General features: G+C 60.1%; 19 protein-coding genes. 13 read left to right on the forward strand and 6 right to left on the reverse strand.

Annotation, left to right across the window (positions count from 1 at the left end):
• Positions 1 to 73: 73 nt before the first annotated feature.
• Genes rsmA through AC3WP4_RS11595 form a run of 4 tightly spaced genes read right to left on the reverse strand, consistent with a single transcriptional unit; the run spans position 74 to position 5,988 of the window.
• The gene (gene rsmA, locus AC3WP4_RS11580; protein WP_008147203.1) at positions 74 to 892 is read right to left on the reverse strand and encodes a 16S rRNA (adenine(1518)-N(6)/adenine(1519)-N(6))-dimethyltransferase RsmA; all 819 of its coding nucleotides are present in this window, start codon (positions 890 to 892) and stop codon (positions 74 to 76) included.
• Complete coding sequence (pdxA, locus tag AC3WP4_RS11585; RefSeq protein WP_074871395.1) at positions 889 to 1,878, reverse strand: 4-hydroxythreonine-4-phosphate dehydrogenase PdxA; 990 nt, start codon at positions 1,876 to 1,878, stop codon at positions 889 to 891. The genes rsmA and pdxA overlap by 4 nt, the downstream gene beginning before the upstream one ends.
• Complete coding sequence (surA, locus tag AC3WP4_RS11590; RefSeq protein WP_139273350.1) at positions 1,875 to 3,191, reverse strand: peptidylprolyl isomerase SurA; 1,317 nt, start codon at positions 3,189 to 3,191, stop codon at positions 1,875 to 1,877. Before surA ends, pdxA begins: the two co-directional genes overlap by 4 nt.
• Positions 3,172 to 5,988, reverse strand: coding sequence for an LPS-assembly protein LptD (locus tag AC3WP4_RS11595; RefSeq protein WP_102614867.1), 2,817 nt, complete (start codon positions 5,986 to 5,988; stop codon positions 3,172 to 3,174). Before AC3WP4_RS11595 ends, surA begins: the two co-directional genes overlap by 20 nt.
• Before the next feature lie 130 nt (positions 5,989 to 6,118).
• On the opposite strand from AC3WP4_RS11595, the gene AC3WP4_RS11600 reads away from it, so the two are divergent.
• The 3 genes from AC3WP4_RS11600 to AC3WP4_RS11610 are packed head-to-tail and all read left to right on the forward strand — an operon-like array spanning position 6,119 to position 8,575.
• A complete protein-coding gene (locus tag AC3WP4_RS11600) occupies positions 6,119 to 7,138 on the forward strand; it encodes an aminoglycoside phosphotransferase family protein (RefSeq protein ID WP_102614866.1) in 1,020 nt (339 codons plus the stop codon).
• Positions 7,135 to 7,806: an N-acetylmuramate alpha-1-phosphate uridylyltransferase MurU gene (gene murU, locus AC3WP4_RS11605; RefSeq protein WP_074871390.1), complete on the forward strand. Its 672-nt coding sequence runs from the start codon at positions 7,135 to 7,137 to the stop codon at positions 7,804 to 7,806. The genes AC3WP4_RS11600 and murU overlap by 4 nt, the downstream gene beginning before the upstream one ends.
• Position 7,807: 1 nt before the next feature.
• On the forward strand, positions 7,808 to 8,575 hold the full coding sequence (locus tag AC3WP4_RS11610; protein WP_074871388.1) for a TerB family tellurite resistance protein: 768 nt from the start codon (positions 7,808 to 7,810) through the stop codon (positions 8,573 to 8,575).
• Positions 8,576 to 8,696: 121 nt separating this feature from the next.
• Here the strand turns inward: AC3WP4_RS11610 and AC3WP4_RS11615 are convergent, their stop codons facing one another.
• Entirely contained in the window at positions 8,697 to 9,689 is a 993-nt protein-coding gene (locus AC3WP4_RS11615) for an alpha/beta hydrolase family protein (RefSeq protein WP_102614865.1), read from the reverse strand.
• A 73-nt stretch (positions 9,690 to 9,762) separates the two neighbouring features.
• Here AC3WP4_RS11615 and AC3WP4_RS11620 point away from each other — a divergent pair, with 73 nt between their 5' ends.
• From AC3WP4_RS11620 to trpE, 10 genes are all read left to right on the forward strand, one after another.
• Positions 9,763 to 12,162 carry a PAS domain-containing sensor histidine kinase gene (locus AC3WP4_RS11620; protein ID WP_074871384.1) on the forward strand — a complete coding sequence of 800 codons (2,400 nt, stop codon included), beginning with the start codon at positions 9,763 to 9,765 and terminating at the stop codon, positions 12,160 to 12,162.
• Positions 12,163 to 12,792, forward strand: a complete 630-nt coding sequence (locus AC3WP4_RS11625) for a response regulator (protein ID WP_003210977.1) — start codon at positions 12,163 to 12,165, stop codon at positions 12,790 to 12,792.
• Positions 12,793 to 13,133: 341 nt separating this feature from the next.
• A complete protein-coding gene (locus AC3WP4_RS11630) occupies positions 13,134 to 14,258 on the forward strand; it encodes an ABC transporter ATP-binding protein (protein WP_074871381.1) in 1,125 nt (374 codons plus the stop codon).
• A 49-nt stretch (positions 14,259 to 14,307) separates the two neighbouring features.
• A complete protein-coding gene (locus AC3WP4_RS11635) occupies positions 14,308 to 15,351 on the forward strand; it encodes an ABC transporter substrate-binding protein (RefSeq protein WP_102614864.1) in 1,044 nt (347 codons plus the stop codon).
• Between the two features lie 198 nt (positions 15,352 to 15,549).
• Positions 15,550 to 16,797 carry an ABC transporter permease gene (locus AC3WP4_RS11640; RefSeq protein ID WP_074871377.1) on the forward strand — a complete coding sequence of 416 codons (1,248 nt, stop codon included), beginning with the start codon at positions 15,550 to 15,552 and terminating at the stop codon, positions 16,795 to 16,797.
• 12 nt (positions 16,798 to 16,809) lie between these two features.
• A complete protein-coding gene (locus AC3WP4_RS11645; protein WP_074871376.1) occupies positions 16,810 to 17,634 on the forward strand; it encodes an ABC transporter permease in 825 nt (274 codons plus the stop codon).
• A 160-nt stretch (positions 17,635 to 17,794) separates the two neighbouring features.
• Positions 17,795 to 18,943 (forward strand): iron-containing alcohol dehydrogenase, encoded by a 1,149-nt coding sequence (locus tag AC3WP4_RS11650; RefSeq protein WP_102614863.1) that lies wholly within the window; start codon positions 17,795 to 17,797, stop codon positions 18,941 to 18,943.
• Positions 18,944 to 19,290: 347 nt separating this feature from the next.
• Positions 19,291 to 19,965: a ribulose-phosphate 3-epimerase gene (gene rpe / locus AC3WP4_RS11655; protein ID WP_008027088.1), complete on the forward strand. Its 675-nt coding sequence runs from the start codon at positions 19,291 to 19,293 to the stop codon at positions 19,963 to 19,965.
• Positions 19,962 to 20,780 carry a phosphoglycolate phosphatase gene (locus tag AC3WP4_RS11660; RefSeq protein WP_074871372.1) on the forward strand — a complete coding sequence of 273 codons (819 nt, stop codon included), beginning with the start codon at positions 19,962 to 19,964 and terminating at the stop codon, positions 20,778 to 20,780. Before rpe ends, AC3WP4_RS11660 begins: the two co-directional genes overlap by 4 nt.
• A gap of 71 nt (positions 20,781 to 20,851) precedes the next feature.
• On the forward strand, positions 20,852 to 22,333 hold the full coding sequence (gene trpE / locus AC3WP4_RS11665; protein ID WP_074871370.1) for an anthranilate synthase component I: 1,482 nt from the start codon (positions 20,852 to 20,854) through the stop codon (positions 22,331 to 22,333).
• Between the two features lie 189 nt (positions 22,334 to 22,522).
• Here trpE and estP read toward each other — a convergent pair whose 3' ends face one another.
• Positions 22,523 to 24,430, reverse strand: coding sequence for an esterase EstP (estP, locus tag AC3WP4_RS11670; protein WP_102614862.1), 1,908 nt, complete (start codon positions 24,428 to 24,430; stop codon positions 22,523 to 22,525).
• Positions 24,431 to 24,829 lie beyond the last annotated feature (399 nt).

Below are 24,829 nucleotides of genomic sequence, written 5' to 3' on the forward strand. Positions count from 1 at the left end.
CAGTCTAGGCCAAGTATCGGGTAGTAAACCAGACATCGCGTCCGGCGTCCTACCCGATAACGCTCATTGCCTGTCAGTCGGCGGCGGGCGTCTGTAGGACTTGTTCGCTGAGCTTGTCGGCCAGGCGCACGAAGGCGGCCAGATCGAGTTGTTCAGGACGCAGGCTGCCATCGACGCCGGCGGCTTCGATTTCAGCGTTGCTCAGCAGCAGCTTGAGGGTGTTGCGCAGGGTCTTGCGGCGCTGGTTAAAGGCTTCGCGCACGACGCGCTCCAACAGCTTGTGATCCTTGGCCGGGTGCGGCAGTACTGCGTGAGGCACCAGGCGCACGATAGCTGAGTCGACTTTTGGCGGCGGATTAAACGCGCCCGGGCCAACGTTGAACAGATGTTCAACCCTGCAGTGATACTGAACCATGATCGACAAGCGGCCCCAGTCACCACCACCAGGGCCTGCTGCCAGGCGCTCGACCACTTCTTTTTGCAGCATGAAGTGCATGTCGCGAATCAGGCTGGCGTTATGCAGGAGGTGAAAAATCAGCGGCGTAGAGATGTTGTACGGCAGGTTGCCGACCACCCGCAGGCTGTTCGGCGCAGCGTTCAGGCTGGTGAAGTCGAACTTCAGAGCATCACCCTGATGCAGGCTGAAATTGCTCTTGCTGGCAAATTGCTGGTTGAGGATCGGGATCAGATCCTTGTCCAGTTCCACCACGTCCAACTGGGCGCCGCTGTTAAGCAGGCCTTGAGTCAGAGCACCCTGGCCAGGGCCGATTTCCAGCAGGCGGTCTTCGGGCTTGGCGCGGATGGCGCGCAGGATACGGTCGATAACGCCGGCATCGTGCAGGAAGTTCTGGCCAAAGCGTTTGCGCGCCTTGTGTTGGTAATGCTCGGTCATAAACGGGTCTCGGCCATCTGGTAGGCGGTTTCCAGGGCGACTTGCAGGCTGCCGGTGTCGATTTTGCCGCTACCGGCCAGGTCCAGGGCAGTGCCGTGGTCCACCGATGTGCGGATGATCGGCAAGCCGAGGGTCACGTTGACTGCCGCGCCGAAGCCTTTGTACTTCAGCACAGGCAGGCCCTGGTCGTGGTACATCGCCAGCACTGCATCGCAGTGCTCCAGATACTTGGGGGTAAACAGAGTGTCGGCGGGCAGGGGGCCACGAAGGTCCATTCCTTCGCCGCGCAGGCGCTCTAATGTAGGTTCGATGATGTCGATTTCTTCATGGCCCAGGTGTCCGCCTTCGCCGGCATGGGGGTTGAGCCCACACACGAGGATGCGTGGCCGGGCAATGCCGAATTTTTCTTGCAGATCGGCGTGCAGAATTCGCGTGACCCGTTCCAGGCGCTCCGGCGTGATCGCATCGGCAATCTCGCGAAGGGGCAGGTGAGTGGTGACCAGCGCCACGCGCAATCCGCGAGTGGCGAGCATCATCACCACTTGTGCGGTATGGGTCAGGTCGGCGAGAAATTCCGTATGCCCGGAAAAGGCGATTCCGGATTCATTGATCACGCCCTTGTGCACAGGGGCGGTGATCATGCCGGCAAAATGCCCGTCCAGGCAGCCTTGGCCCGCTCGGGTCAGGGTTTCCAGAACGAAAGCCGCGTTGGCCTTGTCCAGTTGCCCGGCAGTGACCTTGGCGTTGAGCGGTGTATCCCAGACATACAGGCTGTTGGCTGGCGCGGGTACATCCGGCCAGCGGTCCGGGGTTACCGGCAGCAAATCGACGACCACGCCCAGTTGCGCGGCCCGCTCGAGGAGCAGGTCGCGGCTGGTAATGGCAATCAGGGGATGTGGCTGGGCTTGCGAGGCAAGCAGCAGGCACAGGTCGGGACCTATGCCGGCCGGTTCGCCGGGTGTCAGCGCGAAACGTTTGGGTTTCACTGCGCTGCCTGGTCTGCACCAGGGAGTTTGATCTCTACGTACGCTTCGTCACGGATCTGACGCAGCCAGGTTTGCAGCTCTTCATCATATTTGCGGTTACGCAATACGGTCATCGCTTGCTGCTCACGGGCCTGGGTGGTGCTGTCAGTGGCACGACGGCCAAGGACTTCCAGGACGTGCCAGCCATATTGAGTCTGGAACGGCTTGGACAGCTGACCTTGTGGGGTCTTGGCCATCACTTCGCGGAACTCGGGAACCAGTGCATTCGGGTCGATCCAGTTCAGGTCGCCACCGTTGAGGGCGGAACCTGGATCTTCCGAGAAGCTTTTCGCCAGTTCGCCGAAGTCTTCGCCCGATTCGATGCGGGAGTAGAGGGACTCAGCGAGCGCTTTGGTTTTTGCTTCGTCGCGGATCGGGCTCGGTTTGACCAGGATATGACGCACGTGCACTTCGTCACGCACCTGGGTTTCGCCGCCACGCTTGTCGAGGATCTTCAAAATGATGAAGCCGCCCGGAGTACGCATGGGTTGGGTCACATCACCCACTGCCATGGTGCTGAGCAGGCGATCGAACGGAGGTGGCAGTTGAGCGGCTTTACGCCAGCCCATGTCGCCGCCTTCCAGTGCGGTTTCGCTGGCGGATTTGGCGATTGCCAACTGACCGAAGTCAGCGCCTTGCTGGAGTTGCTGGTAAACCGCGTCGGCTTGCTTGGCTGCATTCTGAATCGCGTCGGAGTTGGCGCTTTCCGGCGTAGGAATCAGGATGTTGGCCAGGCGGAACTCTTCGGACAGTTGCATCTTGCCAAGGTCGGAAGCGAGGAAGTTCTTCACTTCCTGTTCGGAAACCTGAATACGCTCGGCCACACGACGCTGACGCACACGGCTGATGATCATTTCGCGGCGAATCTGGTCACGGGCGTCGTCGTAAGACAGACCGTCGCGAGTCAGAGCGGCGCGGAATTGATCCACGGACATGTTGTTGCGCTGGGCAATGGTGCCGACAGCCTGGTTCAGTTCTTCATCGGTAATGCGGATGCCGGAACGTTCGCCGATCTGCAGTTGCAGGTTTTCGACGATCAGGCGTTCAAGTACCTGCTGATCCAGCACGTTAGCCGGCGGTACTGCAGCACCGCGCTTGGCGATGGTTTGCTGAACTTCATGAACCCGTTGGTCCAGTTGGCTCTGCATGACCACGTCGTTATCGACAATGGCCACCACTTTATCGATGGACTCCACCGCGGCGTTCGCCGCGGTACCCAGGAACAGCGCGCCCAGCATCAGCGGGCGCAGACAATCAGAAAGCTTGGTCTTCACGTTCACGATAACCTTGGATGCCTTTGTCGAGGAAGCTCTCTACTTTGGCGCCGGTGAGGCCGCCGAGTCCCTTCAGAACAATTTGTAGGAAGATGCCGTGGTCGCCTTTTTCGTTTTCCGGGGCGTTCTGACTGAACTCGTCATACGAAACCCAGTAACGGTTGATCAGGCGCAGTTTCCAGCAGCAGTTGTCGTACTCGAAACCACCGAAAGCTTCCAGGGTACGGTTACGGTTGTAGTCATACTGCCAGCGGCTGATGGCGTTCCATTGCGGCACGATCGGCCAGATCACCGAGAAATCGTGCTGTTGGATCTTGTAGTAGTCCTTCACGTAGCCAGGTTGGCCCGGAGTACCGTAGTCACCGCCGCCCACTTGCCATTTACCGGTGTTCTGGTCGTAACGGACCTGGTCATTACGATAGCGATAGCCGGCGTTGATGACCTTGTTCGGGTTGTCTTCAGGCTGGTAGTGGAACATCGCGCTGCCCGAGCGAGGGCTGCGGCTGTCCGGGTCCCAGTTGTAATCGGCCGTGGTGCGCCAATCACGGTTCCAGCGGTATTCGTATTCCAGCGCATACGGTGAAACATTGGAATGCGCGTCGTCGCGGGTTTTTGCATCGATACCCGGCAACTGGACTTCGCGATCCTTGAAGTACACGGCCTGGCCGACGCTGATGCGTTGACGTTCGAAGCCATTGTCTTCGATCCAGCGGTTGGTTACGCCCAAGGACAGTTTGTTCTCGTCGCCGACGCGGTCGGCGCCGGAGAAGCGGTTGTCACGGAATAACGACGCATAGTTGAAGGTGTATTCGCTGGTGTCGAAGACCGGAATGTCTTCCTGATCCGTTTCAGGGACGTACAGGTAGAACAGGCGCGGTTCGAGGGTCTGGCGATAATTCTTGCCGAACCATTGGGTATTGCGATCGAAGTACAGGCCGCTATCGATGCTTGCAATCGGCACGCCACGGTTCTGGTTGCTGTCGAAATGACCATTGATATTTTCAGTCCCAGCGTCAGCTGCGGCTTGATCTTGGGCAGCGATGTCGCTTTTCCCTTTACCGTCCAGGTCCAGTTGGTACTGGGTGTATTGGTACTTGAGCGATGGCTTCAGGAAGCCATAAGTCCAGTCCAGCGGCAGGCTGACACCCGGTTTGAGATTCAAACGATCGCCGTTGGCACGTGCCAGTCCCGCAACGTTGTTATCCAGGCGCGGATCAACGGTGCCATCTTCGTTTACGAAGTCACCGTCCTTCAAGTCACGGTCAAACCGTACGACTTCTGTCTCGTAGTCGAAATTCAGGCCACCAGGATGAGTCGGCAGCTGACCCACGAAAGTGATCTGTGGCAAGCGGTCATACGGTGTGATGTTCGAAATGGTCGCGAGCTGATAAGCCTGTGCGTTCACGCGAGCGGTGTAGCTGTCGCCACGATAGGTGACAGAACCCTGCTGGTTCACATAATCAGAGCTTTTAACCCCGATCTGGTCAGTCTGCAGATCCTGGAAGTAATACGGATCGCTGATCTTGGTGTAATCGACCTGGGTCAGAACGCGCGAGTCGAGACCGCCCTTGTGCTGCCAGTTATACATGTAGCGGTTTTTCTGGTAGTCGGTCTGCTTGCTGCGATCGGTGTCTTCGTCGTTGAGGTACGCGGCGCCGAACTGACCTTCGCTGGACGGGGTCAGGTAACGGAATTCGCCTTCCATCAACAGCCCATGCTTGCTCATGTAGCGTGGGTACAACGTGGCATCGTAGTTGGGTGCCAGGTTGAAGTAATACGGTGTGACCAGCAAGAAGCCGGTATCGCTGCCGGTGCCGATGGTCGGCGGCAGGAAGCCGGACTGGCGACGGTCGTCGATCGGGAAATAGATGTACGGCGTGTACAGGACCGGAATGTCCTTGACCCGCAGCGTCACGTTGGTCGCGGTACCGAAGCCGGTGGCCGGGTTCAAGGTAATGTTGTTGCCCTTGAGCTGCCAGGCGTTGCTGTCCGGTTCGCACGTGGTGTACGTACCATCCTTGAGGCGGATGATCGCGTTCTCGGCACGCTTGGCATACAGCGCACTGCCGCGGATACGGGATTTGTGCATCACGTATTCGGCGTTGTCGACCTTGGCTTCACCGGTGTCGAGCTGCACGTCGGCGTGGTCGCCAACGATCAGTGCGCCGTTGTCGCGAACACGGACGTTGCCGCTCAGTTCGCCACGGCTCTCGGCCTGGTAAAGGTTCGCTTCGTCGGCTTCGACCTGCATGCTGCCCTGGCGCATGACCACGTCACCGGCGAGGGTCGCGACTTGCTCATCCTGCTTATAGCGAGAGGCTTTGGCGCCGAGGAAGGTCGGAGCGTCACTTTTATTCGTCTTGTCATTCATGCCAGGACGAATCGGTTCGATATAGGAACCAGCGCAGTAAGGACCGGTTTCGGCCAATTGCGCTGCAGTGAGCTTCTCGCGCGGAACCCAGTCGAGGTGACTGTAGTCTTCGCTACGCGACTTCAGGCCGCGGCCCTTGGCTTCGGTCACCAGCACAGGCTTGGCGCCGGTGTCTTGACTTAAACCGCTGTCAGCCGGAGTCTCGCCGCTGGTGGTTGCCGCCGCACTGCCGTCATGGACGGGGCGCGGTGGCAGCGCAGCTGCTGGAGATTTTGGCGCACAGTTCCAGGCACCCGAAGCAGAGACTGAGCAGTCATACTGTTCCGCGGCGACCACGAACGAAGTGGCTAGAGGTTGCAGGGCCAGCAGACTGCCGGTAACCAACAACGGAAATTTTTTACGAAACGCGGGGGATTTCAATGCCATCTTATTAGTCCGGGCTTCCTGCGTGCCATCTGCCCGCGGTGTGGGCCGCACGCCTCTCGATGGTCTGAAAAAGATGCTGGATAATAAAGCATGACCCGCTTGACGGCTAGCGCCGTCGGAGACCCTTGCAATGCCTGATCAAGATGTACGTTTGCAACACCTGAAAGTTTGGCTCGATGAGCAATTGGCTGTCCTTTTTGCAGAGCAGGGTTGGGGTGCCGTACCCCCGGCCACGTTGACCGCGGCCAGTAGCGATGCGAGTTTTCGACGGTATTTTCGTTGGGAAGGCGAGGGCCGAAGCTTCGTCGTGATGGACGCGCCACCGCCCCAGGAAAACTGTAAACCCTTCGTGGATATCGCTTTTTTACTGGGGAAATCCGGAATAAATGTTCCGAAAATTTATGCTGAAGACCTCGAACGTGGTTTTCTTTTGCTCAATGACCTGGGCAACAAGACCTACCTCGACGTGATCGACAGCGAAAATGCCGATGATTTGTTCAAGGATGCCCTACAAGCGCTGCTGGCTTTTCAGCAGTTGCCGATGGTTGCACCGCTGCCAAGTTATGACGTGGCGCTGCTGCGCCGAGAGCTGGAATTGTTCCCTGAGTGGTACGTGAAGCGCGAGTTGGGCATCGAGTTCGACTCGGCGCAGCAAGTGCTCTGGCAGAACGTGACCGAGCTATTGATCGACAGCGCACTGGCCCAGCCCAAAGTGCTGGTGCACCGCGATTACATGCCGCGCAACCTGATGCTTAGCGAGCCCAACCCTGGCGTGCTGGATTTCCAGGACGCCGTCTATGGTCCGGTGACCTACGACGTGACCTGCCTGTTCAAGGATGCATTCCTCAGCTGGCCCGAGGAGCGCGTGCGCGGCTGGCTGGAAGCTTACTGGCAGCAAGCGGGCGATCTCGGAATCCCGGTTCAGCCCGACTTCGAAGATTTCCTGCGGGCCAGTGACCTGATGGGCGTGCAGCGGCACCTGAAAGTGATCGGCATCTTTGCCCGCATCTGCCACCGTGACGGCAAGCCACGTTATCTCGGCGATGTGCCACGCTTCTTTGCATATATAGACGCCGTGATCGCCCGCCGTCCTGAACTGGCCGAGCTGGATGTGTTGCTGCTGAGTCTGCGTGCTGGAGTGAATGCATGAAGGCAATGATTCTGGCTGCCGGCAAAGGCGAGCGCATGCGCCCGCTGACCCTGACCACGCCGAAACCGCTGGTTCGCGCTGGCGGCATACCGTTGATCGAGTATCACTTGAAAGCCTTGGCGGTGGCGGGGTTTACCGAGGTGGTGATCAACCATGCCTGGCTCGGCCAGTTGATCGAAAACTACCTGGGCGATGGCTCGCAATATGGCGTACGCATTCAGTATTCGGCGGAAGGTGAGCCGCTGGAAACCGGAGGCGGGATTTTCCGCGCGCTGCCGTTGCTGGGTGACGAGGCCTTTCTGGTGGTCAACGGTGACATCTGGACCGATTACGACTTCAGCACGTTGCACCAACCCATCACCGGGCTGGCGCATCTGGTGTTGGCGGACAACCCGGCCCATCATCCAACCGGCGATTTCAGCCTGATCGACGGGCAAGTCCGCGACGCTCAACCGGGCACTGCAACCCTGACCTACAGCGGCATCGCGGTCCTGCATCCGCAGCTGTTCGACGGTTGCTCCGCCGGTGCCTTCAAGCTTGCACCGCTGCTGCGCAAGGCCATGGCCAATGGTCAGGTCACCGGCGAGCACTTGAAGGGACATTGGGTGGATGTTGGCACTCACGAGCGTCTGGCAGAAGTCGAAGCCCTGTTAGAAGCGAGACGCTGACATGTTGTGGCCAGGGACTCTGATTGGAGCCGGAGCGGGCTTTTACATCGCCAGCATTCCGGGGGCCATGCTTGGCGCCTTGTTGGGGCAGGTGCTGGACCGGCACTTGCACATACAGAGTTGGGCGCACTTGCGGGAAAAACTCGGTGGCCGCCCGGTGCTGCGCAACGATGAATTGCTGTTTGTGTTGTTGGGACGCCTGGCCAAGAGCGATGGCAGGGTGGTCGAGGGCCACATCCAGCAGGCCCGTCAGGAAATGCGTTCTCTGGACATGACCGAGTCGGCCCAGCGCCGGGCCATTGCCGCGTTCAATCGCGGCAAGTCGGGAAATGACCGGTTGCGCGGTTATTTGCGCCGCTTGAGCACTCAGCCTCATGCGGCCGAAGGCGTCTTGCGCGCCTGTTGGCGGATGATCTGGGCGGATGGCCGCGCCGGCAGTGCTGAGCGAGAGCTGATCAGGCAGTGGGGTAAATGGCTGGGCTGGACGTCACAGCAGGTGCAGGCTCTGGCGGCTGATTACGAGCAGCACAAGTTTGTAAAGACCAGCAGTGCGCTGACCTATCAGGATGCATTGCGGCTTCTGGGCGTTTCGGCGACCACCGAGCCGGCGCAGATCAAGCGTGCTTATCGACGCCTGCTGAGTCGCCATCACCCGGACAAGATCGCCGGCAGCGGTGCGACGGCGCTGCAGGTGCGCGAAGCCACTGACAAGACCCGCGAACTGCATAGCGCCTATACATTGATTCGTGAGCGGCGGGATTTTCGTTAGGGCGACAGATTTGTAGTGTTTGTACGCCCCCTTCGCGAGCAAGCCCGCTCCCACATTTGTCCTGTGTACACCGGTCAAATGTGGGAGCGGGCTTGCTCGCGAAGGGGGGCGACGCGGTCTATCAGTTGACCGCGTTCTGTGGATTCAACCAACCGCGCACCCGACGGAACAGTTGCTCTTGCTCAGCCTTGGAATTGCCCGGCAACGCCTTGAGCGAAACCTGACTGAACCCCACAGTCTTCAAGCGTTTGCTGGCTTGCAAGCGTTCAAGCGCCAGGTTGCGATCCAGCGGCTTGTCCATATAGAAAATGTCTGCGGTGGGCAGCTTCAGGTTTGGTGTCAGTTCGACCAGCTCTGGTTTGGCTTTGGCCGGCATCTGAGCGGCGACCATCACAAATTTCTCCACTTGCGAGGGCTGCTTCTCGCTCAGGTATCGCGCGGCCCAGTAGGCGCCAGTGCCATGCCCCAGCACGACAATGCTGCGAGCGCTTTGCTGTTCGGCGTAGGCAATCGCAGCGTCGATGCGGGCGAAGATTCGTTCGGCGTCGGCTTTGGCCTGTTCCTCGGTGGTTTCGGCGATTGCCTTGTCCGCCACCTCCGCTTCACCGCCCGCCGCTTGCTCGATGGGTGCTGCAGTGGTCGAGTCTTTGCTGCCGGTGTCAGCGGCTTTTGGTGGGGGCGCCACTTCGACGATTCGCGGCGCGATGGCATCGCTTTGCAGGTCCGGCAAGGTGATACTCAGGCTGCTCCACTCGGCGTCCGGCAATTTACGGCGCAATGGACCGATTGCTTGCGGCCAGTCAACGGTTTCGCCGGCCCCCGGGATGATAATCACCGCGCCTTTGGGTTCGGCGGTATTGGCCGGTTTCCACAAGGCCAGAAACGTGTCGCCACCTGCTTGCAGTTGCTGCTGTTCCTGAGCCGGGATCTGTCGCTCAAGTGCAGACGCCTCTTCCTGACTACGCTCAAGCAGCGGCTGGCGCTCGAGCGGTTTTTCTTCGCCGGGTGTTTGCGTTGCGGCAGGTGCCGGGTCGGCGGCCTCGACAGAAAAGGCGCATGGCAGGATCAGCGACAGGCACAATGCTGGCAGTGCCAGGCGGTAGACAGGGGGCATCGGATATTCCAGGCCAGAAGTTATTCCGGCAGCCTAATGGGTTGGTCAGTATTTGTCAGTGTGTGAGATTTCGATGATGCGTTTTCGCTGCCTGTGGGTTATCGGCTGTTTGTGGTTTCCCTTGATGGGCTGGGCGGCTCCCGCGCCCCCGGTGCACGTCGCGCAATTGTCCGCGGGCCAGCAGCAATGGCTGGCGCAGCATGGCGAATTGCGCGTGGGGCTGGTGTTGCAGGTGCCCTACGCCCAATACGATCGCCGCTTGCAGCGTTTGTCGGGGGTCAATGTCGAGCTGATGAAGTGGCTGGCCAAGGCGCTCAAGGTCGAGCTGAGCTGGCGCAACTTTCCCGACCTGGCGCAACTGGAAGCCGCCGCGCGCGAGGGTGAAATCGACATCGCTCCGGGGCTGACCCAAACCCCCGGTGGCTTGCGGCTCTGGCAGTTTTCCGACCCGTATATGCGGGTGCCGCAACTGGTGGTCAGCGACCAGAAAAGCACCGGCGTGGTCGAGCTGGAAAAACTCGACAGCCAGACCCGCGTCGCCGTGCGCATGCCCGGCGCCACCGCCGATTACCTGCGCAGCAATTACCCGCACCTGAACCTTCAAGGCGTACCGATCGAACGCCAGGCACTGCAACTGTTATTGAGTCAGCAGGCCAGTTACGCCGTGGTCGACGAAGCGCAGTTGGGGCGTTTGTCTGCCGAACCTGAGTTCGCCGGGCTGGTGGTGGTCGGTGATATCGGCTTGCCGCAATTGTTGCGGGTGGCCACGCGCCGGGATTGGCCAGAACTGGCCGGCATCGTCGAAAGCGCGCTGCGGGCGATCCCCGCCAAGGACCTGGAGCAGCTGCACAACCAATGGCTGCAACCCAAATACCCGCGCCTGACCGAGTCCCCCGGTTTCTGGCAAAACCTCTGTCTGTTGTTGGCGGTGCTGATGCTGAGCAGCATGGCCATCGTGTTCTGGCAGCGTCGGCAGCAGCACAGTCTTGAGCATCGTTTGCGGGCCGCGCGTGAAGACATTGCCTTGCGTGCCGCCAGCGAAGAAGCCTTGCGCCTCACCCAGTTTTCCATCGACCAGAGCACTGTCGGCATCCTTTGGGTCAACTGGGACAGCCATGTGCGCTACGCCAATCGCGCGGCCGAAACCATGCTGGGTTATCCGGCGGGCGGGATCATTGATCGGCCGCTGATCGACTTCGAGCCCGGCTTGCACATGGACCGCTGGCTGAACCTGTGGAAGCGCGCCCGGGCCAGCGAGGACGGCCCGCAAAGTTTCGAAACCAACTGCATACGGGCGGATGGCAGCAACCTGCCGGTGGATGTTTCGCTGAGCTTTTTGCGGTTTCGCGACAGCGAATACCTGGTGGTTTACCTCAATGACGTCACCGAGCGCCGTCGTGCATTGGCTGCGCTGCAGGAAAGCGAGGCGCGTCTGCAAGGGATCGCCGCCAACGTTCCGGGGCTGGTCTTTCGTCTGGAGCGGGCGCCGGTGACGGGACAGATCGATTTTGCCTACATCAGTGAAGGCAGCGAGAGCCTGGTCGGTTACGCGCCGGCCACCCTGGCCCATCGCGACAAAGGCTTGCGCAGTCTGGTGCACCCGGACGACAAGGCCAGTTATCACCAAACCCAGGACCATGCGCTGGATACCGACAGTGACTGGTCATGGCAGGGACGGATTCTCACCCGTTCCGGCGAACAGCGCTGGGCCGAGATCAAGGCCATCACCCGCCGACTCGAAGACGGCGCCTATGTCTGGGACGGGATCGTCTGGGACATCAGCGAGAGCAAGCGCATCGAATTGGAACTGGCCAGCTCTCGCGAACAGTTGCGTGAATTGTCCGCGCACCTGGAGAGTGTGCGAGAAGAAGAAAAAGCCCGCATCGCCCGGGAAGTTCACGATGAACTGGGTCAGATGCTCACCGTGTTGAAGCTGGAAACCTCCATGTGCGAATTGGCCTACGCCCAGCTCGACCCTGGTCTGAACGAGCGCTTGAACAGCATGAAGCGACTGATCGCGCAGCTGTTCCAATTGGTACGCGACGTGGCCACGGCGCTGCGGCCGCCGATTCTCGACGCCGGGATCGCCTCGGCTATCGAATGGCAGGCCCGCCGATTCGAGGCGCGCACGCAGATTCCGTGTCTGGTGCAGGTGCCGGAGAACCTGCCGCTGCTCAGTGATGCCAAGGCGATTGGTCTGTTTAGGATCCTTCAGGAAGCGCTGACCAATGTCATGCGCCATGCCCAGGCGCATACTGTTGAACTGACGCTGGTGCTTGAAGGTGACGAGTTGTGTCTGACCGTCAGCGATGATGGCGTAGGATTTGTCCCTGCCACCGGTAGGTCAACCTCCTTCGGGGTGGTCGGCATGCGCGAGCGAGTGTTGATCATGGGCGGGCAGTTGTCGCTTGAGAGTGAACCGGGTGAAGGCACGACCCTGAGCGTGCGAGTGCCGCTGGATGAGGAGAAGTAAGTGATCCGTGTACTGGTAGCCGAAGACCACACCATCGTCCGCGAAGGCATCAAGCAATTGATCGGCCTGGCCAAGGATTTGCTGGTGGTAGGGGAGGCGAGCAATGGTGAGCAGTTGCTCGAGACCTTGCGTCATGTTCCCTGTGAAGTGGTCTTGCTGGACATCTCCATGCCCGGGGTTAACGGGCTGGAGGCGATTCCGCGGATTCGCGCCTTGAACAATCCGCCGGCGATTCTGGTGTTGTCGATGCACGACGAAGCGCAAATGGCCGCTCGAGCGTTGAAGGTCGGCGCCGCGGGTTATGCGACCAAGGACAGCGATCCGGCACTGCTGCTGACGGCAATCCGCAAGGTCGCGGCGGGCGGGCGCTACATCGACCCGGACCTGGCCGACCGCATGGTCTTCGAAGTCGGCCTGACCGATTCGCGGCCGTTGCACTCGTTGTTGTCCGAGCGTGAATTCTCGGTGTTCGAACGCCTGGCCCAGGGCGCCAACGTCAACGACATCGCCCAGCAACTGGCCCTGAGCAGCAAAACCATCAGCACCCACAAGGCGCGGCTGATGCAAAAACTCAACATCACCTCCCTGGCGGAACTGGTGAAGTACGCCATGGAGCACAAACTTCTCTAAGAACGCCGCTGTCCCCTGTGGGAGCGAGCCTGCTCGCGATAGCGGACTATCAGTCGACATTAATGTTGAATGTCAGACCGCAATCGCGAGCAGGCTCGCTCCCACAGGGATAGTGGTCGCATGCCCATTTACGACATCCTGCAAAGCTGCTTTTACCCGTTCTTGCGGCTTGCAGCTTGAAGCTTGCCGCTGCTCCTATCCATCCCCGCCATCCTTGTAGGGCAATCCCTACCCCCAACCTTCCATCCTGCTGAGGCCATTCTCTCCTGCGCCCCGATTTGCGTGGTCGGCAGCGTCCACTAGGCTTAGTCCACAGCAGTCATCACAATAAAGGTGTGGGTATGAGCCAGGTCGATTCAAACGCAGGGGCCAGCGATATTCTGGTCAGCTTTCGTGGAGTGCAAAAAAGCTACGACGGCGAGAACCTGATCGTCAAAGACCTCAACCTGGAGATTCGCAAAGGCGAATTCCTCACCCTGCTCGGGCCGTCCGGCTCCGGCAAGACCACCAGCCTGATGATGCTCGCCGGTTTCGAAACACCGACCGCAGGCGAAATCCTGCTGGCCGGGCGTTCCATCAACAACGTGCCGCCGCACAAACGCGACATCGGCATGGTGTTCCAGAACTATGCATTGTTCCCGCACATGACCGTTGCCGAGAACCTGGCGTTCCCGTTGACCGTGCGCGGCTTGAACAAGAGCGACGTCAGCGACAAGGTCAAAAAAGTCCTGAGCATGGTCCAGCTCGACACCTTCGCCCAGCGTTATCCGGCGCAACTGTCCGGCGGTCAGCAGCAGCGTGTGGCTTTGGCCCGCGCGTTGGTGTTTGAACCGCAACTGGTGCTGATGGACGAACCCCTCGGCGCACTCGACAAACAACTGCGTGAACACATGCAGATGGAAATCAAGCACCTGCACCAGCGCCTCGGCGTGACCGTGGTCTACGTGACCCACGACCAGGGCGAAGCCCTGACCATGTCCGACCGTGTAGCCGTGTTCCATCAGGGCGAAATCCAGCAGATCGCGCCGCCGCGCACCCTCTACGAAGAGCCGAAAAACACCTTCGTCGCCAACTTCATCGGCGAGAACAACCGCCTCAATGGCCGCTTGCACAGCCACACCGGCGACCGCTGCGTGGTTGAGTTGGGGCGCGGTGAAAAAGTTGAAGCCCTGGCGGTCAACGTCGGCAAGACCGGCGAACCCGTCACGCTGTCGATTCGCCCCGAGCGCATCAGCCTCAACGGCGCAAGCGACCAATGCGTCAACCGCTTCTCAGGGCGGGTGGAGGAATTCATCTATCTGGGCGACCACGTCCGGGTTCGCCTGGAAGTCTGCGGCAAGAGCGATTTCTTTGTGAAACAACCGATTGCCGAGCTCGATCCCGCGCTGGCTGTTGGGGATGTGGTACCGCTTGGCTGGCAGGTCGAACACGTTCGCGCGCTCGACCCACTTTTAGAGGCGCATTGATCGCCCCCTGCTTCAACAACACCAACCCTGCACGTGGAGAGAACAATAAATGTTGAGATCCCTGAAATTCACCGCTTTGGTCATGGGCATGATCGGTGCGGCACACGCAATGGCGGCGGGCCCGGACCTGACCGTGGTGTCCTTTGGCGGGGCGAACAAGGCGGCGCAGGTCAAGGCCTTCTATGCACCGTGGGAAGCGGCAGGCAACGGCAAGATCGTGGCAGGCGAGTACAACGGTGAAATGGCCAAGGTCAAAGCCATGGTCGACACCAAGAGCGTGTCCTGGGACCTGGTAGAAGTCGAATCGCCAGAACTGTCCCGTGGTTGCGACGAAGACATGTTCGAGCAACTCGATCCTGCGCTGTTCGGCAAGACCGAAGACTACGTCAAAGGCGCCATCCAGCCATGCGGCGTGGGCTTCTTCGTGTGGTCGACCGTGCTGGCCTACAACGCCGACAAGCTGAAAACCGCGCCAACCAGTTGGGTCGATTTCTGGGACACCAAGACATTCCCGGGCAAACGTGGCCTGCGCAAAGGCGCCAAGTACACCCTGGAATTCGCTCTGATGGCCGACGGCGTTGCGCCGAAAGACGTCTACAAAGTATTGGCCGGCAAGGATGGTCAGGACCGCGCGTTCAAGAAGCTCGATGAGCTCAAACCAAGCATCCAGTGGTGGGAAGCCGGCGCGCAACCGCCGCAATACCTCGCTTCCGGTGACGTGGTCATGAGCTCGGCCTACAACGGCCGGATCGCTGCCGTGCAAAAAGAAAGCAACCTGAAAGTCGTGTGGAACGGCGGTATCTACGACTTCGACGCATGGGCCATCCCTAAAGGTCTGGACCCTAAGCGCGCCGAAGCGGCGAAGAAATTCATCGCGTTCTCCGTGGCGCCGCCGCAGCAGAAGACCTACTCGGAAAACATCGCTTACGGCCCGGCCAACATTCAAGCCGTACCGTTGCTGGCCAAGGATGTCCTGAAAGACATGCCGACCACCCCGGAAAACATCGCCAACCAGGTGCAGATCGACGTCAGCTTCTGGGCTGACAACGGTGAGCAACTGGAACAGCGCTTCAATTCCTGGGCTGCGAAGTAAGCAAGTCACACGGGACGACGGTTCACCGGATGATCGTTCCCACGCTCTGCGTGGGAATGCCGCCCGGGACGCTCCGCGTCCCTGTGACGCAGAGCGTCACTGGATGCGTTCCCACGCAGAGCGTGGGAACGATCAGTACCAAAAGTTCGAGGCGGCGTTTGTCGCCTCTGTAACGATCAAAGATTTCCGGAGTACGCCATGGCCACCGCCATTCCCCTGAACGCGGGCACCGACCCCACCTTGAAGCAGCGGCTCAAGCACGCCGAGCGGATCAACCGCTGGAAAGCACAAGCCTTGATCGCGCCGCTGGTGCTGTTTCTGTTGCTGGTGTTCCTGGTGCCCATCGTGGCGCTGCTCTACAAAAGTGTCGGTAACCCTGAAGTGGTCGGCGGCATGCCGCGCACCGTGGCGGCTATCGCCAGTTGGGATGGCCGAGGCCTGCCCGCTGAACCGGTTTACAAGGCCGCCAGCGAAGACCTGGCTGAAGCCCGCAAGAATCAGACATTGGGCGACCTGTCCAAACGCTTGAACATGGAATTGGCCGGCTACCGCAGCCTGCTGACCAAAACCGCACGTGCCTTACCGTTCGCCACCGAACCGGCCTCCTATAAAGAAGCGCTGGAAGCTCTCGACGAGCGCTGGGGCGACCCGGCCTACTGGCAAGCCGTGCGCCGCAACACCAGCAACATCACGCCTTATTATTTGCTGGCGGCAGTCGATCACCGTATCGACGACCTCGGCGAAATCGCCCCGGCCACGCCCGATCAGGCGATCTACCTCGACATTTTTGCCCGGACGTTCTGGATGGGCCTGATCATCACCGCCATTTGCCTGGTGCTGGCGTATCCGTTGGCCTACCTGCTGGCGAACCTGCCGTCACGGCAAAGCAACCTGCTAATGATCCTGGTGCTGTTGCCGTTCTGGACTTCGATCCTGGTGCGAGTCGCCGCGTGGATCGTGTTGCTGCAATCGGGTGGCTTGATCAACAGCGGCCTGATGGCGATGGGCATCATCGATAAACCGCTGGAACTGGTGTTCAACCGCACCGGGGTTTACATCTCCATGGTGCACATCCTGCTGCCGTTCATGATTCTGCCGATCTACAGCGTGATGAAAGGCATTTCGCCGACCTACATGCGCGCCGCGATTTCCCTCGGCTGCCACCCGTTCGCCAGTTTCTGGCGGGTGTACTTCCCGCAGACCTATGCCGGTGTCGGCGCCGGTTGCCTGTTGGTGTTCATCCTCGCCATCGGCTACTACATCACCCCGGCCTTGCTGGGCAGCCCGAACGATCAGATGGTCAGTTACTTCGTCGCTTTCTACACCAACACCAGCATCAACTGGGGCATGGCGACCGCTCTCGGTGGGCTGCTGCTGTTGGCGACCGTGGTGCTTTATCTGATTTACAGCTGGCTGGTGGGCGCCAGTCGCCTGCGCCTGAGCTAAGGGGAGAACGAAATGCTGAGTCCTTATATGTCGCCCATTGAACGGGTGTGGTTCTACAGCTTGCGGATTCTCTGCGGCTTGATTCTGTTGTTCCTGATTCTGCCGGTGCTGGTGATCATTCCGCTGTCGTTCAACTCCGGGAGTTTCCTGGTGTACCCGCTGCAAGGCTTTTCGCTGCAGTGGTACCAGGACTTTTTCGCCTCGGCGGAATGGATGCGGGCGTTGAAGAACAGCATCATCGTCGCTCCGGCGGCTACGGTGCTGGCGATGATCTTCGGTACGCTGGCGGCCATCGGCCTGACCCGTGGCGACTTTCCCGGCAAGCCGCTGGTGATGGCGCTGGTGATTTCGCCGATGGTGGTGCCGGTGGTGATCATCGGTGTGGCGAGCTATCTGTTCTTTGCGCCACTGGGTCTGGGTAACAGCTTCTTCTCTCTGATCGTGGTGCATGCGGTGTTGGGCGTGCCGTTTGTGATCATCACGGTGTCGGCGACCTTGCAGGGGTTTAACCAAAACCTGGTGCGCGCCGCTGCGAGCCTGGGTGCTTCGCCGCTGACGGCGTTCCGTCGGGTGACCTTGCCGCTGATTGCGCCTGGTGTGATCTCCGGTGCCCTGTTTGCCTTCGCCACTTCGTTCGATGAAGTAGTGGTGACGCTGTTCCTCGCCGGTCCTGAGCAAGCGACATTGCCAAGGCAGATGTTCAGCGGCATCCGCGAAAACCTCAGCCCGACCATCGCGGCGGCGGCGACGTTGCTGATTGCCTTCTCGGTGATCCTGCTGCTGACTCTCGAATGGCTGCGCGGCCGTAGCGAAAAACTGCGCACCGCCCAGGTATAAAGCTACACCCCGATCAAACTGTGGGAATGAGCCTGCTCGCTCCCACAGGTGTTTTGTGTGGTTTTCGGGATCGGCGGTTATTCATGACCTGAATAGCAGACAAACCCCAATCCCCAGCTACTCTTGTGCCCAGCTCCCCTATCTATAAGAGGCTGCGCACATGAGTCTTTCCTCTTTCAAAATCGCTCACAAACTGATCACCGGCGCAGCTGCCATCGAGCAACTGGCGGCTGAACTGACACGCCTGGACATCGATAACCCACTGATCGTCACCGATGCCGCACTGGTCAAGTCCGGCACGGTCGAGCTGGCGCTGGCGCAGTTGGGCGACCGAAGCTACGAAATTTTCGACCGCGTGCTGCCAGATCCGGAAATCGCCATCGTCGAAGATTGCATGCGGGTCTACCGCGAGGGCGGGCATGACGGACTGATCGGCCTCGGTGGCGGCAGTGCCATCGACATCGCTAAAAGTGTCGCGGCCTACGCCGGTTATCACGGGGCGCTGGAGGATCTGTTCGGCCTCGATCAGGTGCCGCGCAAAGGTCCGCCGCTGATCGCCATTCCGACCACCGCCGGCACCGGCTCGGAAGTCACCAACGTAGCGATTCTCTCCGACAAGGTCGCGCAGCTGAAGAAAGGCATCGTCAGCGACTATCTGTTACCGGACGTGGCGCTGGTCAGCCCGCAAATGACCCTGACCTGTCCGCGCAGTGTCACGGCTGCCAGTGGCGTCGATGCACTGGTACATGCCATCGAGTCCTATCTGTCGCTCAACGCCTCACCGATTACCGACGCGCTGGCCATCGGCGCCATCAAGCTCATCGCCAAGGCGCTGCCGAAGGCCTACGCCAATCCATCCAATCTCCAGGCCCGCGAGGACATGGCCACCGCCAGCCTGATGGCCGGCATGGCGTTCGGCAATGCCGGGGTCGGCGCGGTGCACGCGCTGGCGTATCCGCTGGGCGGTCGTTTCAACATCGCCCATGGCGTCAGCAACGCCTTGCTGCTGCCGTATGTCATGACCTGGAACAAAATGGCCTGCGTGGAGCGCATGCAGGACATCGCCGAGGCCATGGGGGTGAAGACCGCTCATCTGAGCGCCAACGACGCGGCGGACAAGGCCGTAGAGGCGATGACCGAATTGTGCGCCGCGGTGGAAATCCCGCCGGGCCTGCGCAGCTTCGGCGTTCCAGAAGATGCCATCCCGGCCATGGCGGTGGAAGCGGCGGGAATCGAGCGCCTGATGCGCAACAATCCGCGCAAATTGAGTGCGGTCGATATCGAGAAGATCTACCGAGCGGCCTACTAGGGCCTGCCATCCATTATTTTCTGTGCCGCGCCGGGTCTGCTGTTGCGCAGGGCAAGGCGCGAGGAGCGTGGTTTGGTCATTCCAAATAAGCTCCGAGCAACGCAGCCCTGCGCAACAGCAGGCCCGGCCCTTCGGGTTGTGTCTGAAAGCGGGCCAGGCTGCGTTGCAGTCCTTGGCAAGGGAACAACCATTACCGGCGGCCTGCGCCTTGCCTGGCCCGCTTTCAGACGACAACGCGGCACAGAAAATAATGGATGGCAGGCCCAATCATCGCGGCCACGGTGCGCGGGTCAAAGCATGAGGTATACAATGCGCGCCATCGTGATTCTGCTCAAAAAAGGTGCGTCATGCAGCCCTTCGTAATTGCTCCGTCGATTCTCTCCGCCGACTTCGCCCGCCTGGGTGAAGAAGTGGACAACGTCCTGGCCGCTGGCGCCGACTTCGTGCACTTCGATGTCATGGACAACCACTATGTGCCGAACCTGACCATCGGCCCGATGGTGTGTGCCGCGCTGCGCAAGTACGGCGTGACCGCGCCGATCGACGCGCACCTGATGGTTAGCCCGGTGGACCGCATCGTCGGTGACTTCATCGAAGCCGGCGCGACCTACATCACTTTTCACCCGGAAGCCTCGCAGCACGTCGACCGCTCCCTGCAACTGATCCGCGAAGGCGGCTGCAAGTCGGGCCTGGTGTTCAACCCGGCGACGCCGCTGGACGTGCTCAAGTACGTGATGGACAAGGTCGACATGATCCTGTTGATGAGCGTCAACCCGGGCTTCGGCGGGCAGAAGTTCATCCCCGGCACCCTCGACAAACTGCGTGAAGCGCGGGCGCTGATCGATGCTTCCGGCCGTGACATCCGCCTGGAAATCGACGGCGGCGTGAACGTGAACAACATTCGTGAAATCGCCGCTGCTGGCGCCGACACCTTCGTCGCCGGCTCGGCGATCTTCAATGCGCCGAACTACCAAGAGGTGATTGAAAAGATGCGTTCCGAACTGGCGCTGGCCCGCCCATGAGTGGCTTTGAGCAGTTGTTTCCGGGGTCTCTGCCACGGCTGGTGATGTTCGATCTGGATGGCACGCTGATCGATTCGGTCCCCGACCTCGCAGCGGCTGTGGATAACATGCTGCTCAAACTCGGGCGAAAACCTGCCGGCATCGAATCGGTGCGTGAGTGGGTGGGCAACGGCGCTCCGGTGCTGGTTCGTCGCGCGTTGGCCGGTGGCATCGACCATTCGGCGGTAGATGACGGCGAGGCCGAAGGAGCGCTGGAAATTTTCATGGAGGCCTACGCCCAAAGCCATGAGCTGACGGTGGTCTACCCCGGCGTACGCGATACCTTGAAATGGCTGCACAAACAGGGTGTCGAGATGGCGCTGATCACCAACAAGCCGGAGCGTTTCGTCGCGCCGCTGCTGGATCAGATGAAAATCGGCCGTTATTTCCGCTTGATCATCGGTGGCGACACCCTGCCACAGAAAAAACCAGACCCGGCCGCGCTGTTTTTCGTGATGAAAATGACCAACATCCCGGCGTCGCAATCCTTGTTCGTCGGCGATTCGCGCAGCGATGTGCTGGCGGCGAAAGCGGCGGGGGTCAAATGCGTGGCGCTCAGTTACGGCTACAACCATGGTCGACCGATTGCCGAAGAGTCGCCGGCGCTGGTGATTGACGATCTGCGCAAGTTAATTCGCGGTTGCCTGGATCCAGCCGCTGAGATAACGTTGCCCGACGCTGTTCAACCCCCTTCTGGAAACGCCATCGTGGTGGTCACTCGCAAACTCTGGATGAAAGTCATCAAGGCCCTGGCCCGCTGGCGTTGGCGCGCCTGACTTGTTCCTGGCCGGCATACCGGCGCGTTTGCATACCTGACTGTCAGACCCTCAAGCCACGAGGCTACCCCATGATCCGCGAAGAATTCCTGCGTTTGGCCGCTGCCGGCTACAACCGCATCCCGCTTGCCTGCGAAACCCTGGCCGACTTCGACACGCCGCTGTCGATCTACCTGAAACTGGCCGACGAGCCAAACTCCTACCTGCTGGAATCGGTGCAGGGCGGGGAGAAGTGGGGCCGTTACTCGATCATCGGCCTGCCGTGCCGCACCGTGCTGCGGGTTCACGATCATCACGTCAGCGTGACCCACGACGGCATCGAGATCGAAAGCCACGAAGTCGAAGATCCGCTGGCCTTCGTCGAAGCATTCAAAGCGCGCTACAACGTGCCGACCATCCCTGGCCTGCCGCGCTTCAATGGCGGTCTGGTGGGCTACTTCGGATACGACTGCGTGCGCTATGTGGAGAAGCGTCTGGGCAAGTGCCCAAACCCGGATCCGCTGGGGGTGCCGGACATTCTGCTGATGGTTTCCGACGCGGTGGTGGTGTTCGACAACCTCGCTGGCAAGATGCACGCGATTGTCCTGGCCGATCCTTCGCAGGACGATGCTTTCGAGCAAGGTCAGGCGCGCCTGGAAGAGCTGCTGGAAAAACTCCGTCAGCCGATCACCCCGCGCCGCGGCCTGGATTTCAGCAAGCAACAGTCGGCTGATCCGGTGTTTCGTTCGAGCTTCACCCAGGACGATTACGAAAAAGCCGTCGACACCATCAAGGAATACATCCTGGCCGGTGACTGCATGCAGGTCGTGCCGTCCCAGCGCATGTCGATCGACTTCAAGGCGGCACCCATCGACTTGTACCGGGCGCTACGCTGCTTCAACCCGACGCCTTATATGTACTTCTTCAACTTCGGCGACTTCCACGTCGTCGGCAGTTCGCCGGAAGTGCTGGTGCGGGTCGAAGACAACCTGATCACCGTGCGTCCGATCGCCGGCACTCGCCCACGCGGGGCCAACGAAGAGGCTGACGTGGCGCTGGAAAAAGACCTGCTGTCCGACGACAAGGAAATTGCCGAGCACTTGATGCTGATCGACCTGGGCCGTAACGACACCGGTCGGGTCTCGGAAATCGGTTCGGTGAAGCTCACCGAAAAAATGGTCATCGAGCGTTATTCCAACGTGATGCACATCGTGTCCAACGTCACCGGTCAATTGAAGGCCGGCCTGACGGCGATGGACGCACTGCGGGCGATTCTGCCGGCGGGCACCTTGTCTGGCGCACCGAAGATTCGCGCGATGGAAATAATCGACGAACTGGAACCGGTCAAGCGTGGCGTCTACGGCGGTGCCGTCGGCTACTTCGCCTGGAACGGCAACATGGACACCGCGATCGCGATTCGCACCGCGGTGATCAAGAACGGCGAACTGCACGTGCAGGCCGGTGGCGGCATCGTTGCCGACTCGGTGCCGGCGCTGGAATGGGAAGAAACCCTGAACAAGCGCCGTGCGATGTTCCGTGCCGTGGCCCTGGCCGAGCAAACCCCGGCAAGCTGAGTTTCCACAAAACCTGTGGGAGCGAGCTTGTTCCGGGCGGCGTTCCGACGATGACGGACTGACATTCAACATCTTTGTTGCCTGACCCACCGCTTTCGCGAGCAGGCTCGCTCCCACAAGGGCTTCCCAGCATAAAAAAACGCGGCACCCGTGAGGGCGCCGCGTTTTTTGTGCCAGCTGTTTACCGGATCAGAAGTCCAGTGCAACCCCGACGGTAAGCCCTTGCTGGGTAAAGTCATCATCCTTGCGGAACGTGTATCCGCCACGCAACGCCAGATCGGCCGTCAACTTGTGACTGACCCCCAGGCTCACGCGATTCAAGTGGCTTTGCGGTGTATAGCCGTCCAGCTTGAAGTCCAGGGACGGCAAGCTGTTGAGCGCGATGTTTACTTTCTGAGTGTCATCCTCGTATTCATGCTCATACGCGTATTCACCAAACACTTGAGTCTGCGGGGTGATCTGATACTTACCCTGCAGACCGGCGCCCAGACGTTTTGAATCGCGAGTCTGATCATCAAAGGTCAGTGCTGTAGAGCGAGTGCTGTTTTCCGAATAGCCGTCGACTTCCACTTTTGCGTAATCAGCGCTGATGAACGGCGACAGGTGCCACTCGCTGCCCGGTTGCGCAATGTCGTAGCCAAGGCGAGTGCTGAAGGCCCGCAGATCGCCATCGGTATCGCCTTTCTCCGCTCCTTCGCCGCCGCCCAGATCAAATTTGCGTTTGAGGTTGTCGTAATCCAGCTTGCCGCCGGTCAACGCGGCATCGGCCCACCAGCGATTCTGCTGGAACTGGGCGAAGGCGGTGGCCAGGTAGCTGTTGAGTTTGTAGTCCGAATCGTTATTGCCTGCTTCCAGGTTCTGACGATAGAAACCCGCCGCCACACCGACGCGCCAGGCATCATTGAGACGATAGCTGCCGCCGATGTTCAGGTTGTAACCGTCGCCATCAGCGCTGGCGCCGCTGCTCTGGCTATCGACATCCAGATGCTGTCCGCCTCCGGCGACAATCGCGCGCCATTGGCCGACCGCCTGCCAGTTCCCCCAGTCCGATTGCCATTGGCTGCGCAGCTCATCCTGATGCGCACGCAAGGTGGCGTGGGCCATTTCCGGCAACAACGTCAGCTCCCACGGCGCCGCCAGCAATGAATAGGCGTAGTCGGAAATCAGTTTTTGCCCGGCTTCGGTCGGATGAACCCCATCGTTATAAATCAGCTTGCCGGGGTCCGGCGTGGCACTGTTGATGCCATACGCAGGGTTTTCGGTGCAGCTGTTACCGCTGAAGCAGGTCGCTGTCAGGTTCTGGCCAGCAGCAAAACCGAATCGAGCCGGATCGGCGAAGGTTTCCTGCAACAGCAGCGGAATGTTCAACGGGATGATTTCGGCATCGATCCCTGCGAGGCGAGTGACCAATTGCCGATTGAAAGCAGCGCTCAGTAGTGAAGTAGGCGTCTGCTGGGGTGTGCCGTTGATGGCGGGCGTCAAACCGAGGTCGGGCAGCAGCCATACCATGATGTATCGGGCGCCGGCGGTTTGCAGGACCTGGACGCTGTTGGCCAGTCGATCCGCAGCGGCATTCGCTTGGGCGCCACTTTGTACGCGTCCCTGAAGAAAATCGTTCCCGCCCCCGGAGATGTAATACAGCGCATTCGGATCGGCGCTGAAGTTGTTTGTCGGCAGATAGCCCGCGCGCGCGCGTTCACCCGTGGCGGACACACTGGTGATCGAGGTGAGGATCTGGTCCGTGCGGTAACCGCCTACGGCCCAGTTGTTCCCGTCCGGCAGGCCCTGGTTCGCACGCGCCGCCGAGGTCGAAGCGGCGGTCTGGTCCGGTGAAAAGCCGAGCCTTTCACCCAGCAGTTGGGTCGAGTTGGCGGAGTAGACTTCGCCGCTGCCGTTCCGGTAAGTCGGGCCGGTTCGGTTGGTGAAGCGCACGGTCGAGCCGGGAGGGCCGCCCGTGTCGGTAAACTGCCCGGCATCGTTGAGGCTATCGCCGAAGACAATGAAATTCGAATAAGGGTTGGGCGCTGCGATCGCCTGGGTGCAGGCCATCGCGAGCAAGCAGCTGGCAAGCGGTACAGCCAATGTCTGTCTGATCATGAGCAAGTCCGTTTGTTATTGTTGTAGTGAGCAAAACGATAGTGCCAAAAACTATAGAGCCTGTTGCCGTTCGGCGCGAACCCGTCAATTGTTTCAAGAGCTTCGATCGCCTCATATTGCACGCTCTGCCCAGCTAAGTTACTGTGCCGAGACGTATAAATGAGACCTTCCCCGTGTTGATCGTCAGCAAACTTCTGGATCAAGTCATCAAGGCACACGCCCGTTGGCGTTGGCGCGCCTGAATCCTTCTGCCGGCCCGGCCGGATCTTTACCGCTTTGCCTTCTTTACCCGCAAGACAAACCGCTTTGCAGCGCGACTACAGCGACTGACAAAGTGCAGGAAGCTGCGGGTAAATCTTTCGAAGGCTGTATTCAAAGTCAGTAAATTCAAGAGGTTCT

This window comes from Pseudomonas sp. FW305-20, assembly GCF_058788075.1.